18 protein-coding genes are annotated in these 15,715 nt (G+C 67.5%); 8 read left to right on the top strand and 10 right to left on the bottom strand.

All coding sequences use genetic code 11. The annotated features are described in order from the left end of the window. Positions 1-2: 2 nt before the first annotated feature. From B7D75_RS19880 to B7D75_RS19860, 5 genes are all read right to left on the bottom strand, one after another. A complete protein-coding gene (locus B7D75_RS19880) occupies positions 3-554 on the bottom strand; it encodes an AAA family ATPase (RefSeq protein ID WP_012076759.1) in 552 nt (183 codons plus the stop codon). Positions 555-702: 148 nt separating this feature from the next. Further along, positions 703-3,246, bottom strand: a complete 2,544-nt coding sequence (gene quiP / locus B7D75_RS19875; RefSeq protein ID WP_058129152.1) for an acyl-homoserine-lactone acylase QuiP — start codon at positions 3,244-3,246, stop codon at positions 703-705. Positions 3,247-3,368: 122 nt separating this feature from the next. Continuing rightward, positions 3,369-4,010 carry a glutathione binding-like protein gene (locus B7D75_RS19870; protein WP_012076756.1) on the bottom strand — a complete coding sequence of 214 codons (642 nt, stop codon included), beginning with the start codon at positions 4,008-4,010 and terminating at the stop codon, positions 3,369-3,371. A gap of 154 nt (positions 4,011-4,164) precedes the next feature. Continuing rightward, on the bottom strand, positions 4,165-4,359 hold the full coding sequence (locus B7D75_RS19865; RefSeq protein ID WP_003153714.1) for an SEC-C metal-binding domain-containing protein: 195 nt from the start codon (positions 4,357-4,359) through the stop codon (positions 4,165-4,167). Positions 4,360-4,366: 7 nt separating this feature from the next. Next, positions 4,367-4,861, bottom strand: coding sequence for an LEA type 2 family protein (locus B7D75_RS19860; RefSeq protein WP_003153715.1), 495 nt, complete (start codon positions 4,859-4,861; stop codon positions 4,367-4,369). A gap of 306 nt (positions 4,862-5,167) precedes the next feature. On the opposite strand from B7D75_RS19860, the gene B7D75_RS19855 reads away from it, so the two are divergent. Beyond that, positions 5,168-5,722 carry a hypothetical protein gene (locus B7D75_RS19855; protein WP_107114349.1) on the top strand — a complete coding sequence of 185 codons (555 nt, stop codon included), beginning with the start codon at positions 5,168-5,170 and terminating at the stop codon, positions 5,720-5,722. A gap of 129 nt (positions 5,723-5,851) precedes the next feature. On the opposite strand, the gene B7D75_RS19850 is transcribed toward B7D75_RS19855, so the two are convergent. The 4 genes from B7D75_RS19850 to B7D75_RS19835 all read right to left on the bottom strand — a co-directional run bounded on the left by B7D75_RS19850 (position 5,852) and on the right by B7D75_RS19835 (position 7,848). Next, positions 5,852-6,472 (bottom strand): trimeric intracellular cation channel family protein, encoded by a 621-nt coding sequence (locus B7D75_RS19850; protein WP_003081997.1) that lies wholly within the window; start codon positions 6,470-6,472, stop codon positions 5,852-5,854. Positions 6,473-6,553: 81 nt separating this feature from the next. Beyond that, complete coding sequence (locus B7D75_RS19845; RefSeq protein WP_058175184.1) at positions 6,554-6,871, bottom strand: hypothetical protein; 318 nt, start codon at positions 6,869-6,871, stop codon at positions 6,554-6,556. Positions 6,872-6,874: 3 nt separating this feature from the next. Continuing rightward, entirely contained in the window at positions 6,875-7,348 is a 474-nt protein-coding gene (locus tag B7D75_RS19840) for a YchJ family protein (protein WP_034079460.1), read from the bottom strand. A 2-nt stretch (positions 7,349-7,350) separates the two neighbouring features. Further along, positions 7,351-7,848 (bottom strand): DUF6231 family protein, encoded by a 498-nt coding sequence (locus tag B7D75_RS19835; RefSeq protein ID WP_003153446.1) that lies wholly within the window; start codon positions 7,846-7,848, stop codon positions 7,351-7,353. A 130-nt stretch (positions 7,849-7,978) separates the two neighbouring features. On the opposite strand from B7D75_RS19835, the gene B7D75_RS19830 reads away from it, so the two are divergent. The 3 genes from B7D75_RS19830 to B7D75_RS19820 all read left to right on the top strand — a co-directional run bounded on the left by B7D75_RS19830 (position 7,979) and on the right by B7D75_RS19820 (position 9,833). Then, complete coding sequence (locus B7D75_RS19830; RefSeq protein ID WP_003082015.1) at positions 7,979-8,611, top strand: OmpA family protein; 633 nt, start codon at positions 7,979-7,981, stop codon at positions 8,609-8,611. Positions 8,612-8,725: 114 nt separating this feature from the next. Next, the gene (locus B7D75_RS19825) at positions 8,726-9,025 is read left to right on the top strand and encodes a DUF1145 domain-containing protein (RefSeq protein ID WP_003153443.1); all 300 of its coding nucleotides are present in this window, start codon (positions 8,726-8,728) and stop codon (positions 9,023-9,025) included. Then, positions 9,018-9,833, top strand: coding sequence for a hypothetical protein (locus B7D75_RS19820; RefSeq protein WP_012076749.1), 816 nt, complete (start codon positions 9,018-9,020; stop codon positions 9,831-9,833). The genes B7D75_RS19825 and B7D75_RS19820 overlap by 8 nt, the downstream gene beginning before the upstream one ends. A gap of 67 nt (positions 9,834-9,900) precedes the next feature. Here B7D75_RS19820 and B7D75_RS19815 read toward each other — a convergent pair whose 3' ends face one another. Next, positions 9,901-10,365 (bottom strand): CopD family protein, encoded by a 465-nt coding sequence (locus B7D75_RS19815; RefSeq protein WP_034079462.1) that lies wholly within the window; start codon positions 10,363-10,365, stop codon positions 9,901-9,903. A 129-nt stretch (positions 10,366-10,494) separates the two neighbouring features. On the opposite strand from B7D75_RS19815, the gene dinG reads away from it, so the two are divergent. The 4 genes from dinG (at position 10,495) to pdxH (ending at position 15,714) form a co-directional block, all read left to right on the top strand. After that, a complete protein-coding gene (dinG, locus tag B7D75_RS19810) occupies positions 10,495-12,639 on the top strand; it encodes an ATP-dependent DNA helicase DinG (protein WP_033998707.1) in 2,145 nt (714 codons plus the stop codon). 97 nt (positions 12,640-12,736) lie between these two features. Further along, positions 12,737-13,882, top strand: a complete 1,146-nt coding sequence (locus B7D75_RS19805; protein ID WP_012076746.1) for an EstA family serine hydrolase — start codon at positions 12,737-12,739, stop codon at positions 13,880-13,882. Between the two features lie 204 nt (positions 13,883-14,086). Then, entirely contained in the window at positions 14,087-14,968 is an 882-nt protein-coding gene (locus B7D75_RS19800; protein ID WP_043099238.1) for an OmpA family protein, read from the top strand. Between the two features lie 98 nt (positions 14,969-15,066). Continuing rightward, positions 15,067-15,714, top strand: a complete 648-nt coding sequence (gene pdxH, locus B7D75_RS19795; protein ID WP_003153441.1) for a pyridoxamine 5'-phosphate oxidase — start codon at positions 15,067-15,069, stop codon at positions 15,712-15,714. Position 15,715: the final 1 nt, after the last annotated feature.

Raw genomic sequence — 15,715 nt, 5'->3', positions numbered from 1 at the left:
CCTCAGTCCGTCCCGAGGTGGGCGAGGACGAACGCCAGGCGCTCGGCGATGCCGGCTCTGGGCAGTTCCAGCAACCGATAGCCCGACTCCGCATAGACTTCGCGCATCGCCCGTTCGGTGCGCAGGGCTTCGGCGAAATCCTGGCGGCGCTCGGTATCGTTGCGATAGATCGCCTCCCAGGCCGGGGCGATGAACACCCGGCGGTTGTAGCGCAGGTCGTTCGCCGCTTCGCGCAGCGCGGGCGGTTCGTCGAGTCGGCTCAGGCGGGCGTAACCCAGGACGTCGACGATACCGCGGTCGAAGAATACCGGGCCGGCGGTTTCGCGATGTGCCTGCCACGTCGCCAGGGCCTGTTCCAGCATGAGTGTCTTGAACGCTTCGGCGTTCGCCCAGGGCAGGGCGTCGCCCCGGTTCGCCAGTTGCTGGCGGATGATCGCCCGGCCGGCCTCGCCCACGCAGCGTTGGCCGTGCCGCCGCAGGGCTTCGAGCAGGCTGGTCTTGCCCGTGCCGGGGGCGCCCGTGAAGACGAAGCAATGCTTCAACTCGATAGGCATCGTGAGTCTCTTCGGAAAAGGATGATGGAGGAAAGGATGTCGCGAGGGAGAGGAAAAGAAGGGCGTCCGGGAGGACGCCCTGAAGATGATCATGGAGTAAGTCGACTGTTCAGAGCGGTGGCGTGGTGGAAAGTTCCATGCCTGTCCATCAGCGCGCGGGCGTGAGGGTCAGCCGCTTGCTGCCATAGGCGCGGTCGAGGTTCTGTGGCTGGAACGGGAAGCTGACGTAACGCCCCTTGAGCCAGGCATCGATGCCGTCGGCATAGTGCGGGCTGGCCGGGTTGCCGGACTGGCCGCTGCTGTTCACGCCGATCATCGGTTCGCTCTGGCCGAAATCGACGATCAGGCGCATCGCCGGGATCAGCCAGGTGTCGAAATCCTGGCCCCAGTTGTAGGCAGACACGTCCAGGGTGGTATGGTCGCCCCCCGCCGGGTAGGGACCGCGGTCGAGATAGCCCTTGATTGCGCCGAGTCCGGCACGCTCACCGGCGCTCAGATAGGGGGCCATCCGCGAACTGTCGCTCTGCCATTCGTAGGTGTGCAGCGAGCCCCATTGCCAGGCCTTGCGCTCGTTGCCCAGCCGCTGTTCGCAGAACGCCACCGCAGCGGCCAGGCTGCGGGCCAGGATCGCCGGCTTGTCTTCCTTCTGCGGGGTCCGGATGTCGTCCCAGAACGGGCTGTCGTCGCGACCGAGCAGGTGGTCGGCCTGCGCCGAGTAGGAGAGGTTGGCGGTTTCGACGAAGGCCTTCCAGGCCGGACCATCCTCCGGACCGAGTTCGTCGAGGAAAATCTGCCGGGCGCTTTCCTGGAGAAACGCGCCGTACAGCGCGGCGTCGCTGGAGTTCGCCGCCAGCTTGCCGTCGAACGCCATCAGCCGGTCGTAGGCCTCGTGCGCGCGGCCGCGCTGCGCTTCCGGCAGGGCGTCGATGGCCTGGCGCAGCGGCAGGGCCATGCCGGGGCTGTCGAACATCGCCTGCAGCTTGGCGACGAACAGCGAGGTCTGGTCGTACTGCATGCGGATCATGCTCTGGGTATCGTGGCTCCTGCTGGCGCCGGCCAACTGGGCGATGCGCTCGGCGCGCTCCGGGTAGTACCAGGAGTTGGACAGCTGGGCGCCGTAGCCGGGTTGCACGGTCCGATGGTTGGCGGTGCCCAGCCAGCCTTGCTGCGGGTCCTGGTCGGAGGGATGGAGGATCGGCTCGGCATAGCCGTCCCAGTCGTAGCGCCCGTCCCAGCCGGGGGAGGGCAGCAGGCCGCGACCTTCCTTGCGGTTCGGGTAGCGACCGGTGACCTGCCAGCCGATGTGCTTCTCGTCGGCGAACACGATGTTCAGAGGCATCGCGCGGATTTCGCGGGTAGCGTCGAAGGCCTGCTCGATGGTCCGGGCTCGCGACAGGTCGAAGAAACCGTCGAGGGTCCGGTCGGCTTCCTGCTGGATGCTGCGGTAGGCCAGGCCATAGCCGCTGCTCAGCGGCAGCGGCTGGAGGATGTTCTTGCGTTCGCCCAGGGCGCTGTTGAGCAGCGGGCCGTGGCGGGTTTCGTGGATCACCTCGCGGATTGGCCGCTGGCCCTTGATGAAGAAGGTTTCCTGGCGCTCGCGGGTCGGCAGCCATTTGCCGTCGGCCAGGTAGTAGAGGCGGTTGCCCTGGCGTCGCAGCTGTTCCAGGTAGAGATCCTGGTTGTCGCCCAGGACCATGGTCATGCCCCACGCCAGCTTGCCGTTGAAGCCCGCCACCACGCCCGGCAGGCCGGCGATGGAGACGCCCGCGGCCTGGTACTTGGGCGAGCGGATCTGCACGTAGTTCCACACCGAAGGCATGCTCAGCGGCAGGTGGGTGTCGTTGGCCAGCAGGCTCTTGCCGCTGCGGCTGCGTTGCGGCGCGATGGCCCAGTTGTTCGAGGCGGCGACACCGAGCATGCTCAATGCGGCGACCTGCCGGGCGGCGCCATCGATGCCGGCGAGACCGGGAATCTGCCCGTCCAGGCGCAGACCCTGGAGCTTTTCCGCTTCGTCGAACGGCAGGTTCTCGTCGGGATAGGACGGGGTCAGCCAGGCCAGCTTGTCGCTGCCGACCTTCTGGGCGATCGCCAGCGAGGCGATTTCTTCCTGGAGGTTCACCGCCAGGCCGAAGTTGAGCAGGACGAAGACCAGCGCCGAGTCCTCGGGCTTCCAGTATTCCGGGCGGTAGCCGGACTGGGCGAGGTCCATCGGCAGCTTGTCGCGGTAGCGGTACAGGTAGGCGTTGACGCCGCGCGCATAGACCTCGAAGAAGCGTCGCAGGCGTGGCGAGGCGTTCTTGTACTGGATCTCCGCGGCCTGGCGCAGGTTCACCGTGCGCATGAAGCGGTCGATCTCCAGCGCGCCGGGGCCGGCCATCTCGGCCAGGCGCCCCTGGCCCAGCAGGCGCAGGCCGACCATCTGGCTGAGGCGGTCGGAAGCGTGCACGTAACCCAGGGCGAACAACGCGTCGTGGAAGGTACTGGTCTCGATCAGCGGCATGCCCAGCGCGTTGCGCCGGATCGAGACGTTCTGCGCCAGGCCCTTGATCGGCTGCACGCCGGAGGTTGGCGGCAGGCTGTCGGCATAGCGGTCGTCGAGCCAGGACTGGCAGCCGGCGAGACCGAGCAGGGTGCCGAAGGCCGCGGCGGCGCCGCAACGGGGAAGAAAGCGCATGAAGGCTGGCGAGGCCATGGGGTGGGAGCTCCTGCGGGGGTGGTCGCGTCGAGAGGCGCTACGTTAGAGAGGAGCGCAGGGCCGCGCAAGCTCCGCCTGCGGTCGTCCGCGAGGTCGTTCGCAGGCCGGCTCGGGACTCGCTACTTCGGCGGGTTGATGCGCTCCACCAAAGCATAGGCGCGTTGCGTCGCCGGGCGCTGGCGAATGTTCTCGAACCAGCGCTGCAGGTGGGGGAAGTCGGCAAGATCCTGCTCCTGCCACTGGTGCGGGACGATCCACGGATAGATCGCCATGTCGGCGATGCTGTAGTCGTCGCCGGCGACGAAGGCGCGGTCGGCCAGACGCTGGTCGAGGACGCCATACAGGCGTGCGGTTTCCTTGACGTAGCGCTCGATGGCGTAGGGGATCTTCTGCGCGGCGAAGCGGCTGAAGTGATGGTTCTGTCCGGCCATCGGCCCCAGCCCGCCCATCTGCCAGAACAGCCATTGCAGGGTTTGTTCGCGGGTGCGCAGGTCCCTGGCGAGGAAGCGGCCGGTCTTTTCCGCGAGGTAGAGCAGGATCGCGCCGGACTCGAACAGGGCCAGGGGTTCGCCGCCGTCGGCCGGCTGCCGGTCGACGATGGCGGGAATCTTGTTGTTCGGAGAGATTTTCAGGAATTCCGGCTGGAACTGCTCGCCCTGGCCGATGTTGATCGGGTGGAGGGTATAGGGCAGGCCGGCCTCCTCGAGGAACAGGCTGATCTTGTGGCCGTTCGGGGTGGTCCAGTAGTAGAGGTCGATCATCGGTGCCTCCGCTTCTTCGATGGGCTACGAACGGAAGACTGTACGCCAGAAGGGGAGGTTCGATGCAAATCGTGCCGGTCGCTGCACAGCGCTGTCGCGCCGGCAAAAAGGCCCGCTGTCATGCGGGCCTGGAATTCTCCGAGCGCGGCGGCGCTCAGGCGCCGTGGCACTTCTTGAATTTCTTCTCGCTGCCGCAGGGGCAGGGGTCGTTGCGGCCCACCGTCTTCAGCGGGTTGCGCACCGGCTCGTGGCTGTGGTTGCAGTGCGGGCCGTGGACGTGGCCATGGTCGTGCTGGTGATCATGGTCGTGGTTGCAGTTCGGGCCGTGCACGTGGGGTTCCTGACTCATGGGGGACCTACTCTGGAATGAAATCGCCGGGAATTATCTCGCCATTTCGTCTCAGGTGCACGCTGCGGCCGAACATCAGGCCGGTCTTCACCTCGCCCGCCAGGCGATAGCGGATCGGCTCCTCCGGACGTTCGAGGAGCTTGACGATGTATTTCATGTGGCGCCAGAGATTGGTTCGCACCGGCACGTCGAACACTTCGTGGCCGTGGGCCGGTACGGTGAACCACTGGCCGGATTCGCCTTCGGCGAGCTGGATGTCGTTGAGTTGCACCGCGTACCGCAGGCCGCGCACCGGCAGGCTGAAGTCGTTGGGATTGTCGATGCGGAAGCGCATGACGAACTCCTGCTCCAGCAGGCGTGCCTTGATCACCTCCACCTTCAGCAGCTTGACGTCCGGGTCTTCGAAGTTGCCGGTCATCCAACTGCAGCCGGACAGATTGGAGATTACGCCCCACATCATCATAAGGCTGATAATTCTTATCATTTGCGCCTGGTAATTCATGTCAATCCCCCCCGAGACGCCCCAGTTTATCAAGCAGTGAATGTGCTGCAACTCATTGTTGTATAGAGGAAAGATGTTTCAGCTACAGGCCTGTGTCCACATGTTTCCCGCATTGCGGCCCGGGGAGCATGGAGAAGCGCGTATGCCCGTGCAAGTCTTCCCGTCGGCTCGCGCGTCCGGCATGGCTGACCCGAGCCTGGCCGTTGCCGACCCAGTCACTGCATGGGACCACGGCGAGGGGTACAATCGTTCCCGCAATCGTCAGGGGGCGCCACGCCGCCCGGCCCGTCACTCGGAGAGATGCCAATGAGCCGCTTTGAAATCGCCTTTTCCGGTCAACTGGTCGCGGGCGCCAGGCCCGAAGTGGTCAAGGCCAACCTGGCCAAGCTGTTCCAGGCCGACGCGCAGCGTATCGAGCTGCTGTTTTCCGGACGCCGGGTGGTGATCAAGAACAATCTCGACGCGGCATCCGCGGAGAAGTACCGCAGCGTGCTGGAGCGCGCGGGAGCGATCGCCCTGGTCAGCGAGATGGAGGTCGAGGAGGTGGTCATGGCGCCACCACCGGCGCCGCAGCCCTCGGCAGCGACACCGCCGTCCGTGGCGGCTGCGCCGGCACCCGCCGGGCGCCTGCAGGTCGCGCCGCGGGACGGCTACATGGCGGCCTTCGCCGAGGTTGACGCGCCGGACTTCGGCCTGGCTCCGCTAGGTGCCGACCTGCAGGAAGCCAAGGCCGGGATCGAGGTGCCGAAGCTCGATCTCGCTGGTCTCAGCATCGCCCCGGTCGGCAGCGACATGGGCCAGGCGCGCGCCGAGGCGCCGCCGCCGGCGCCGGATACCAGTCACCTGCGCCTGCAGGACTGAGACGCTCAGCCCGGCAGGCGGGCAACGCATCGAAAGCGTCCGGCGCCAAGTCCTCGGCCAGAGCGACCAAGCGCGGCGCGGTCATCCGCCGGTTCGACGGTGATCGCTACGGCGCCGCTGGACACCGGCTCAGTGGTCGAAATCGTCCTGGTAGACGAACTTCGGCATTTCCCAGTGGAAGCGGATGGCCAGGAGGCGGAACAGGAAGCCGCTGAACAGGGTGATCAGCATCGCCTGTTCCGAGGGCAGTTCCAGTTCCACGCAGATCAGGTAGCACCAGGCGCTGGCGAAGGACACGCTGGCGTAGAGCTCGCGGCGGAAGATCAGCGGCACGTCGTTGCAGAGGATGTCGCGAAGGATGCCGCCGAAAACCCCGGTTATCACCCCGCTGATCGCCGCGATCAGCAGGCTGTGGCCCATCTCCAGGCTGACCTGGCAGCCGATCAGGGTGAACGCCACCAGGCCGACCGCGTCGAGCACCAGGAACAGCGAGCGCAGGTGGCGCATCAGCGGCGCGATGAAGACCGTGACCAGCGCGGCGACGGCGGTCAGCGCCAGGTATTCGGGATGGCGGACCCAGGTCAGCGGATAATGGCCGAGCAGCATGTCGCGCACCGAGCCGCCGCCCAGGGCGGTGACGCAGGCGATCAGCACCACGCCGAACAAGTCCATGCTGCGCCGGCCGGCCGACAGCGCACCGGTCATGGCTTCGGCGGTGATGGCGATGATGTAGAGCACGGTCAGCAGCATGGGGATGGGCCCGGATGAAAAGGCTGCGCATTCTACCCGAGCGGCCGGGAACGCCCAAACCGCGGCGCCTGGCGCAGTCTCTCAGGCGTGCATGCGCAACCAGAAACGCTCCTGGCAGGCGTTGCTGAAATGCTTGTGGCGAGGGCGGATGTCCTGTCCCGCGGCATCCAGCACCTCGTAGCCGATCCAGCATTCCTCGCAGGCCTGCTCGCGCGGCAACAGGTCGCGTTCGCAATGCTGGCGCAGACGCACGCCGTTGTCGAAGCGATAGATGGCCTCGCGGCTGTGGATTTCGCTGCCGCCCTCCCGGTACCGCCGTTCCTCGCGCTGTTCGTCGCTGATCGAAACGGGTGAGGGCAGGGCATGGATGGCGCGGATGTAGCTGGCGAGCGAGCGCATCGGTCAGTTGATCCAGGGACCGCAGCATTTCTTCAGCTTGCCGCCGGCGCCGCAGGGGCACGGGTCGTTGCGGCCGAGCCCGAGGGCTACCGTGGGGTCGAGGAAATACCAGCGGCCGTCGCGCTGGACGAAGCCGGAACACTCGCGGTGGGCATGCTCACCGGCGGCGTCGTGCCAGCGCGCGGTGAAGGTGACCCGCGCGTGTTCCGGTTTTCCGCCGAGCACCTCGTGGCTTTCCACGTCGAGACCGAGCCAGGTGCTGCCGTGGCTCCAGGCGCGGATGCCGTCGAGATCGAGTCCGGCCTGCTGCGCCGGCAGCGTGGTCTCGCGCAGGTAGTCCACCAGGCCCAGGGCATAGGCGCTGTAACGCGAGCGCATCAGCGCTTCCGCGGTGGGGGCCGGATGGCCCCGGTGATAGCGGCCGCAGCATTCGTCGAGCGGGTCGCCGCTGCCGCAAGGGCAGGAGGGTTGGTTCATGCTTACCACCAGTACTTGCCGAAATTTTCCGGGTTGGCCCAGAACCTGGCGTTCAGCCAGTCGGGGACCTGCTTGTATTCGTGCAGGTCGTAGGTGAACAGGGTCAGGGTCTGCCCCTCGCGCTGGAAGCGTTCGCTGTTCTGCATGGCGAGGGCGAAGAAATCGGTTTCGTTCCAGTCGCTGGCGCCGAGGTCGACCAGTACCGCGACCCGGCTGGCGTTCAGGTTGCGCACCCCGGCGAGCAGTTGCAGGCCGCGGCGCTGCGGCAGGTGTTCCAGGCAGTCGACGAAGAGTGCCAGGTCGAAACGCTGGCTGGCCAGTTCAGCGGGCAGTTCCGCTGCCGGGCTGTGTGCCAGTTGGCACTGTGGATGGTTGTGGAGAAAGGCCTCCACCGCCGGCAGCCGGCTGGCGCCGACCACTAGCAGGCGCTTCGGCGCGTGGCGGGCGAGCAGCGCGGCCAGGGCCTGTTGCGGGGTGCGCGGGGAAATCGGTTCGCTCATGGGAAAACAGCCTCCTCGGATTCGCCAAGACTAGCCTGAAGCGCCTGCATGGCCTAGTGCTGGCGCTTTTTTCGGCAGGGGTCTTTACTCCCTATCTGTCGGTAACAACCGATCCACGAGGAGAATTCCAATGAGCATCACGAGGACCGCTTTACCCCTGATCCTGGTCAGCGGCTTGCTGACGGGCTGCGCAGGGTTGCAGAAAAGCGACTGGCCGACCTGTGCGGCGGTCGGTGGTGTTACCGGGGCCGGCCTGGGCGCGATCGAAAGCAGCAGCTGGGCCGGCTGGGGCGCCCTGATCGGCGGTGGTGTCGGCGCCGCCTATTGCTGGGTGCATGGCGCCGGCGAGCAGGTCGCGCCGCCGCCTCCGCAACCGGTCGAGGAAGTCGCGCCGCCGCCCCCGGTGGTCAAGGAGGAAACCATTGTCGTGCGCGACCTGCACTTCGCCTTCGACTCGTCGAAGGTGGACGCCGCCGACAGCGAGAAGCTCAACGGTATCGCCGAGCGCCTGAAGGGTGAGGCGGCCAGTACCCGGCTGAGCATCACCGGGCATACCGACAGCGTCGGTTCCGACGCCTACAACCAGAAGCTGTCGGAACGGCGCGCCAATGCCGTTGCGAACTATCTGATCGATGCCGGGGTGCCTTCGAGCATCATCGTCGGCGTGCAGGGCCTGGGCGAAAGCCAGCCGGTCGCCGACAACAAGACCCGCGAGGGCCGGGCCGAGAACCGCCGGGTGGAAATCCTCATCAAGCGCGAGTGACGCCGCAGTCACGCAGGAAAACGGGGGCCTGGTCGCCCCCGTTTTCGTCCATGGCTGGCGCAGCGGCGGACTGGCGAGTATGTTCCCCGCACACGATGTCTTGGGGGGAGTTCCATGAAAGCGTTTCTCGGCCTGGGCAAGCTCGTGACCCTGGCGTTCTGGGGCACGGTGCTGGTCAATCTGCTGCATCCGTTCGCCTATCCGCTGAACTGGCTGTTGTCGATCGCGGGCGGCCTGATCCTGTTGATCCACCTGATCGAGATCCTGGTGCTCGGACGGCGCCTGAAGGCGCGCGCGCACCCCTGGCTGGATCGCTTCCAGGTACTGCTGTTCGGTGTGTTCCACATGCTCGCGCTGCCGGCCCTGAGCCCGGCCAGCGAGGCGCCGCGGGAGCAGGAGGATGGCGATGCGTAAGCGACTGTTCGGCTTGTTGCTGATCGCTCCGCTGTGCTGGGCCGAGGCCGCCATGGCGGCCGATAACCCGGCGCCGGCGGTACGCCAGCAGGGCATCGGCGGCACCGTGCGGGTCCAGCCCAACTCGGTGATGCGCCTGCCCAAGCGGGCCCAGGAGCTGCGCCTGCAACGGGTGGAGATCGGCGAGGATGGCGCCCTGCTGATTCCTCTGCAGGTCAGCGTGCTGCGCATCGAGGAACTGCGCATGGCGCGCAATGCCCGCATCGGCGTGGCCCCGGGCGAGGGGCGCATCAGCATCGAGGTGATCAGCGGGCACCTGGCCGACGGCAGCATCATCGCCGCCCCGGGCGCCACCGGCACCTTTCGCCAGCGCGCCGGCAACGGTCGCGACCTGACCCTGCGGTTGCAGGCGGTGGAAGTGGAGAACCTGCTGCTGGACGCCCGCGGCGGCGTCGGCGCGCCGGGCTATGACGGCCTGGACGGCGCCTCTGGCAAGGCCTCGGGATGCTTCTGGGGCAGCGCGCAGAAAGGTGGCGACGGCCAGTCCGGCAGCGACGGTGGACCGGGTGGGGCTGGCGGTCGGATTCGCCTGGAGGTGCCGGGCGACTTCCCCGTGGAGCGCCTCCAGACCCGCCTGGAGGGCGGCGTCGGTGGCGCCGGCGGCAAGGCTGGCAAGCCGGGTGCGGCCGATCCCGACAACGGTTGCTGGATCTATTCGGTGGACGCCGGCCGGGCCGGCCGCGGCGGGCAGGATGGCGCGAATGGCGCCGACGGCAGCGATGGCAGCCTGGATGTCGTGCGCTTCTGAGCGAAGGCGCGAGGCTGCCGGGAGGGCGGCAGGCCGCTGAGCGGCCCGCGCAGGTTGCGCCAACGCCTCAGAGGCTGGGGCGCGCGGCCACCAGGGCCACCAGGAGCACGCCGAGGAGCAGGTTGAAGCCGACGGTGCGACGGATCCTGCCCAGCGCCTGGCCGCCGGCCGGCCAGTCCCGCGCTTCCACCGCCCGGCGCAGCTCCGGCAGTTGCAGGGCCTGTACCCGCAGGAACAGCGCCAGCATGGCGACGTAGAGGCCCATCATCACCTGTACGTAGCGCGGCGCGCCGGCGAAGCCGTTGAAGCTCAGGTGCAGCATGCCGACGCCACTGAGTGGCAGCAGGATCACCGCCGCCCATACCCAGTGGAAGAAACGCCGGAACACCTCCAGCCACAGGCCCAGCCGGGCCGGCGCCTCGAGGGTGGCGACCGCCGCCGGACGGAGGATCGTCCAGGCGAAGAACATCCCTCCGACCCAGGCCAGGGCGGCCAGGACATGCAGGGCGTAGACGAGGGCGTAAGGGGTCATTCGGCGATCTCCACTGGCGGTTGTGACGAAGCGCGTTATCATAGCCGCCCTGTCGAACCACTGAAAATTTATCCAGCTATGGCGCGCCGGCGGATTCGTCTTCCGCTGCGCGCCGGGCCCAGGAATTCCATGCTCAGCGCCGAACTCAAGTCCCAGATCCAGGGTGCCTACACCCGCTTTCTCGAAGCCAAGGAGCTGAAGCCTCGCTATGGCCAGCGCCTGATGATCGCCGAAGTGGCCAAGGCCCTCGGCGCGATCAAGGAGGACGAGGAGGGGCACCGCGAGGGCGAGCCGGCGGTGGTCGCGGTGGAAGCCGGCACCGGTACCGGCAAGACCGTGGCCTACAGCCTGGCGGCGATCGCCTGCGCCAAGGCCAGCGGTAAGCGCCTGGTGATCGCCACCGCCACCGTCGCCCTGCAGGAACAGATCGTCCACAAGGACCTTCCCGACCTGCTGCGCAATAGCGGCCTGGCTTTCAGCTTCGCCCTGGCCAAGGGCCGCGGGCGCTACCTGTGCCTGTCCAAGCTCGACGTGCTGCTGCAGGAAGGCCAGGCGCAGAGCGCGACGGCGCAGCTGTTCGCCGACGACGGCTTCAACATCGATGTCGACGAGGCCAGCAGCAAGCTGTTCAACCAGATGATCGAGCGCCTGGCCGGCAACCGCTGGGACGGCGATCGCGACAGCTGGCCGGAGGCGATCGACGACGCGCACTGGGCGCAACTGACCACCGACCACAGCCAGTGCACCAACCGGCATTGCCCGAACTTCCAGCAGTGCGCCTTCTACAAGGCGCGCGAAGGCATGACCAAGGTCGACGTGATCGTCACCAACCACGACCTGGTGCTGGCCGACCTGGCGCTGGGCGGCGGCGCCATACTGCCCGACCCGCGCGAGACCCTCTATGTGTTCGACGAGGGCCACCACCTGCCGGACAAGGCCATCGGCCACTTCGCTCATTTCACCCGCCTGCGCGCCACCGCCGACTGGCTGGAGCAGATCGCCAAGAACCTCACCAAGCTGCTCGCCCAGCACCCGCTGCCGGGCGACCTCGGACGCCTGATCGAACAGGTGCCGGAACTGGCCCGGGAGATCAAGACCCACCAGCAATTCATGTTCACCGCCTGCGAGGAGATCGGCGACTTCCGCGCCGGCGAAGACATGGAAGGCCGCGAGCGACCGCGCCACCGGTTCGTCGGCGGGGTCGTCCCCGAGCATATCCGCGAGATGGGCATCGAGCTGAAGAAGGGCTTCGCCAAGCTGACTGACCTGTTCACCCGCCTCACCGACATCCTCAAGGAAGCGATGGACGGCGAAGGCGCCGGCGGCATCGCCAGCCACCAGGCGGAAGAGTGGTACCCGCTGTTCGGCAGCCTGCTGGCGCGCGCCCAGGGCAACTGGGAGCTATGGACCGCGTTCACTTGCGAGGATCCGCAGGACAGTCCGCCGATGGCGCGCTGGCTGACCCTCGCCGAGAGCGGCAGCTTCTACGACATCGAAGCCAACGCCAGTCCGATCCTGGCCGCCGAGACCTTGCGCCGCAACTTGTGGAACGTCGCCTACGGGGTCCTGGTGACCTCCGCCACGCTGACCGCGCTGGGCACCTTCGATCGCTACCGGATGCGCGCCGGCCTGCCGCGTGGCGCGATCACCGCGGTGGTGCCGAGTCCGTTCCACCATGCCGAGGCCGGCGTGCTGCGAGTGCCCGACCTCAAGGCCGATCCGCGCAACGCCGCCGAACACACCGCGGCGATCATCCGCGAGCTGCCGGACCTGGTGAAGGGCGCGCGCGGCAGCCTGGTGCTGTTTTCCTCGCGCAAGCAGATGCAGGAAGTCTTCGACGGCCTCGAACGCGACTGGCGCAAGCGGGTGTTCATCCAGGGCAACCTGTCCAAGCAGGAGACCCTGAACAAGCACAAGGCGCGGGTCGATGATGGCGAGGAAAGCGTGCTGTTCGGCCTCGCCAGCTTCGCCGAGGGCGTCGACCTGCCGGGCGCCTACTGCGAGCACGTGGTGATCGCCAAGATCCCCTTCGCCGTGCCCGACGACCCGGTGGAAGCGGCGCTGGCCGAGTGGATCGAGGCGCGCGGCGGCAATCCGTTCATGGAGATCGCCGTACCGGACGCCTCGCTACGCCTGGTCCAGGCCTGCGGGCGGCTGCTGCGCACCGAACAGGACCGCGGCACCATCACCCTGCTGGATCGCCGCGTCGTCACCCAGCGCTACGGCAAGGCCATCCTCAATGCGTTGCCGCCGTTCCGGCGGGAAATCGCCTGAGGCGCTGGTCTCGCTGGCGAACCCCTCTTATGTCAGGGTTCACAAGGTGGCCGGGGGCTGGAAGAATGCTTCGACCACTTTTCGCCGGAGCTCCCGCATGACCCCGCAAGGCCACTGTGACCGCCGTTTCGCCCCGCTTGCCGAGGCCTTCGCCAGGCTCTTCGATAATCCGCAGGAGCGCGGCGCGGCGCTGTGCGTGCAGGTCGGCGGCGAGACGGTGGTCGACCTCTGGGGCGGATTCGCTGACAAGGACGGCCATCAGCCCTGGCAGCGCGACACCCTCCTCAATCTGTTTTCCTGCACCAAGACCTTCACCGCCGTCGCCGTGCTGCAACTGGTGGCCGAGGGCAAGCTGGAACTGGACGCCCCGGTGGCACGCTACTGGCCGGAGTTCGCCGCCAACGGCAAGGCGGCGATCAGCGTGCGCCAGTTGCTCTGCCATCGCGCCGGCCTGCCGGCGCTGCGCGAACAGCTGCCGCCGGAGGCCCTCTATGACTGGGAAGCCATGACCGCGGCGCTGGCCGCCGAGGAGCCCTGGTGGATACCGGGCGAGGCCCATGGCTACGCGCCGATCACCTATGGCTGGCTGGTCGGCGAAGTGATCCGCCGGGTCGACGGCCGTGAACCGGGCGCGGCCATCGTTGCCCGCACCGCGGCGCCGCTGGGGCTGGATTTCCACATCGGCCTGGACGACAGCCAGTTCGGCCGCGTCGCGCACATGGCGCGGAGCAAGGGCAGTCTCGGCGACGCCGCCGCCCAGCGCATGCTCAAGACCATGATGAGCGAGCCGCTGGCCCTGACCACCCGCGCCTTCACCAACCCGCCATCGATCCTCACCAGTACCAACAAGCCGGAATGGCGGCGCATGCAGCAGCCGGCGGCCAACGGCCACGGCAATGCGCGCGCGCTTGCCGGCTTCTACAGCGGCCTGCTGCAGGGACGCCTGCTGGAGGATGCGTTGCTCGGCGAACTGGCCCGCGAACATGCGGTGGGGGAGGACCGGACCCTGCTGACACGCACCCGCTTCGGCCTGGGCACCATGCTCGACCAGCCCGGCGTGGCCAATGCTACCTACGGCCTCGGTGCCAAGGCCTTCGGCCATCCCGGGGCGGGTGGTTCGATCGGCTTTGCCGATCCCGAGCGCGAACTGGCTTTTTCCTTTGTCAGCAATGCCTTGGGGCCGTACGTGCTGATGGATCCGCGGGCGCAGCAGTTGGCGCGCGTCGCCGGCGAGTGCCTGTAATAGGTTGGTTAACTTTTAACCGCCTGTCGGCTGAATGCCAAATTTCATTGCCAAATAATGGCTTAGCGACACAATCTAAAGCGTCGTATGAGATAGGGCGTTGCCGGTGCAGTGGATTGAACCGGCATCGCTGCGATGTGACCGGCGGTTGAGCCGAATGTTCCATCGGGCTCGCCTTCTTTCACTTCCAACGGACCCCGACGTATGAAACTGCTTAAGACCTCGACGCTTCTTCTCTGCATGACCGCTTCCGGCTGCAGCTATTTCCAGACCCAGGATGCCTCCACCCCCCCGACCAAGGCGTCGGCCGAGCAGGCGTCCGGCCATTCCTGGTGGCCGTTCGGCAAGGACGACGGGCAGACCGTCGCCAGGCAGGCCGCCGAACCGGAGGCGGAGGCCGAGCATGTCGGCTCCAGCCACTGGTGGTGGCCGTTCGGCAAGGACGAAGCCGGCCAGGACGTAGCGGCCAAGGCGGCCGAGCAGAAGGCCGAGATCGCCGCGGCGAAGAAAGACGTCGCCGCAGCCGCCGAGCCGAAGACCGCCAACCCCTGGTGGTGGCCGTTCGGCGCCAGCTCCGCGGGCAAGGCTTCGGGCAAGCCGGCGCTGGTCCAGCAGAAGGTCACCAAGGAGTGGCTGGACGCCCACGAGAAGGCCCTGCGCGAAGCGATCGCCGGCAGCGAATTCACCCTCGAGCGGCGCGACAACGCGCTGATCGTCATCGCCCCGGCCGATTATTCGTTCAATCCCAAGCGCCACACCATGCTGATGCCGATCACCCTCAACCCGCTGGGCAAGGTCGCCAAGATGGCCCAGGCCGATCCGCAGAGCGGCATCCTGGTCCTCGGCCATACCGACAGCACCGGCAGCAAGGCGGTCAACGACAAGCTGAGCTTCGAGCGTGCCCAGTCGGTGGCGGCGATCTTCCGCCTCAGCGGCCTGAAGGGCGACCAGCTGCGCCTGAAGGGCGTCGGCTCCGACATGCCGCGCGCCGACAATTCCAGCGCCGCCGGCCGTGCCCAGAACCGCCGCGTCGAAGTGCTCTATACCCAGCGCGCCAGCCTGCTGTCCCTGGCCCAGGGCAACTGAGCCGAAGCCGGGGCGGGGCGCTGGCGCCATTGTCCCGGATCAAGCGCGAGGCGGAGTCTGCGGTTAAGCTATGGCGCATTTCCCCCTGGAGATGCGCCATGACCCAGTCCCTGGCCGATATGCGCCGCGAGTACACCCGCGATGGCCTCAGCGAGGCCAACGCCCCGAGCGACCCCTTCAGCCTGTTCCGCCAGTGGTTCGACGACGCGGTGAAGACCGAGCGCCTGCCGGTCGAACCCAATGCCATGACCCTGGCCACCGTCGACGCCGACGGCCATCCGCATTGCCGCATCCTCCTGCTCAAGGGCCTCGACGAGCGCGGCTTCACCTTCTTCACCAACTACGAAAGCGCCAAGGGCCGGCAATTGGCGGCCAATCCGCGGGCGGCGATGACCTTCTTCTGGCCGGCCCTGGAACGTCAGGTGCGGATCGAAGGCGAGATCGAGAAGGTCACCGCGCAGGAGTCCGACGCCTACTACCAGGTGCGCCCGCTGGGCAGCCGCCTGGGCGCCTGGGCCTCGCCGCAGAGCCGGGTGATCGCCGACCGCGCCGAGCTCGAGCGCCTGCTGGCCGAGACCGAGCGGCGTTTCGCCGACCAGGCGCCGAGCTGCCCCGAGCACTGGGGCGGCTACCGCCTGCTGCCGCAGCGCATCGAGTTCTGGCAGGGGCGCCCGAGCCGCCTGCACGACCGCCTCGACTACCGGCACCAGGACGGCGTCTGGGCGCGCGAACGCCTGGCCCCCTGAC

Origin of the sequence: Pseudomonas paraeruginosa, from assembly GCF_003025345.2 — a bacterium.
Taxonomy (GTDB): Bacteria; Pseudomonadota; Gammaproteobacteria; order Pseudomonadales; family Pseudomonadaceae; genus Pseudomonas; species Pseudomonas paraeruginosa.
The sequence above is the reverse complement of the archived record's forward strand: the minus strand, read 5'-3'. Positions and strand labels throughout refer to the sequence as shown.

Excerpts from the sequence above, each read along its gene's own strand:
- B7D75_RS19880 (WP_012076759.1), bottom strand. The coding sequence starts at position 554 with ATGCCTATCGAGTTGAAGCATTGCTTCGTCTTCACGGGCGCCCCCGGC.
- quiP (WP_058129152.1), bottom strand. The coding sequence starts at position 3,246 with ATGGCCTCGCCAGCCTTCATGCGCTTTCTTCCCCGTTGCGGCGCCGCC.
- B7D75_RS19870 (WP_012076756.1), bottom strand. The coding sequence starts at position 4,010 with ATGATCGACCTCTACTACTGGACCACCCCGAACGGCCACAAGATCAGC.
- B7D75_RS19865 (WP_003153714.1), bottom strand. The coding sequence starts at position 4,359 with ATGAGTCAGGAACCCCACGTGCACGGCCCGAACTGCAACCACGACCAT.
- B7D75_RS19860 (WP_003153715.1), bottom strand. The coding sequence starts at position 4,861 with ATGAATTACCAGGCGCAAATGATAAGAATTATCAGCCTTATGATGATG.
- B7D75_RS19855 (WP_107114349.1), top strand. The coding sequence starts at position 5,168 with ATGAGCCGCTTTGAAATCGCCTTTTCCGGTCAACTGGTCGCGGGCGCC.
- B7D75_RS19850 (WP_003081997.1), bottom strand. The coding sequence starts at position 6,472 with ATGCTGCTGACCGTGCTCTACATCATCGCCATCACCGCCGAAGCCATG.
- B7D75_RS19845 (WP_058175184.1), bottom strand. The coding sequence starts at position 6,871 with ATGCGCTCGCTCGCCAGCTACATCCGCGCCATCCATGCCCTGCCCTCA.
- B7D75_RS19840 (WP_034079460.1), bottom strand. The coding sequence starts at position 7,348 with ATGAACCAACCCTCCTGCCCTTGCGGCAGCGGCGACCCGCTCGACGAA.
- B7D75_RS19835 (WP_003153446.1), bottom strand. The coding sequence starts at position 7,848 with ATGAGCGAACCGATTTCCCCGCGCACCCCGCAACAGGCCCTGGCCGCG.
- B7D75_RS19830 (WP_003082015.1), top strand. The coding sequence starts at position 7,979 with ATGAGCATCACGAGGACCGCTTTACCCCTGATCCTGGTCAGCGGCTTG.
- B7D75_RS19825 (WP_003153443.1), top strand. The coding sequence starts at position 8,726 with ATGAAAGCGTTTCTCGGCCTGGGCAAGCTCGTGACCCTGGCGTTCTGG.
- B7D75_RS19820 (WP_012076749.1), top strand. The coding sequence starts at position 9,018 with ATGCGTAAGCGACTGTTCGGCTTGTTGCTGATCGCTCCGCTGTGCTGG.
- B7D75_RS19815 (WP_034079462.1), bottom strand. The coding sequence starts at position 10,365 with ATGACCCCTTACGCCCTCGTCTACGCCCTGCATGTCCTGGCCGCCCTG.
- dinG (WP_033998707.1), top strand. The coding sequence starts at position 10,495 with ATGCTCAGCGCCGAACTCAAGTCCCAGATCCAGGGTGCCTACACCCGC.
- B7D75_RS19805 (WP_012076746.1), top strand. The coding sequence starts at position 12,737 with ATGACCCCGCAAGGCCACTGTGACCGCCGTTTCGCCCCGCTTGCCGAG.
- B7D75_RS19800 (WP_043099238.1), top strand. The coding sequence starts at position 14,087 with ATGAAACTGCTTAAGACCTCGACGCTTCTTCTCTGCATGACCGCTTCC.
- pdxH (WP_003153441.1), top strand. The coding sequence starts at position 15,067 with ATGACCCAGTCCCTGGCCGATATGCGCCGCGAGTACACCCGCGATGGC.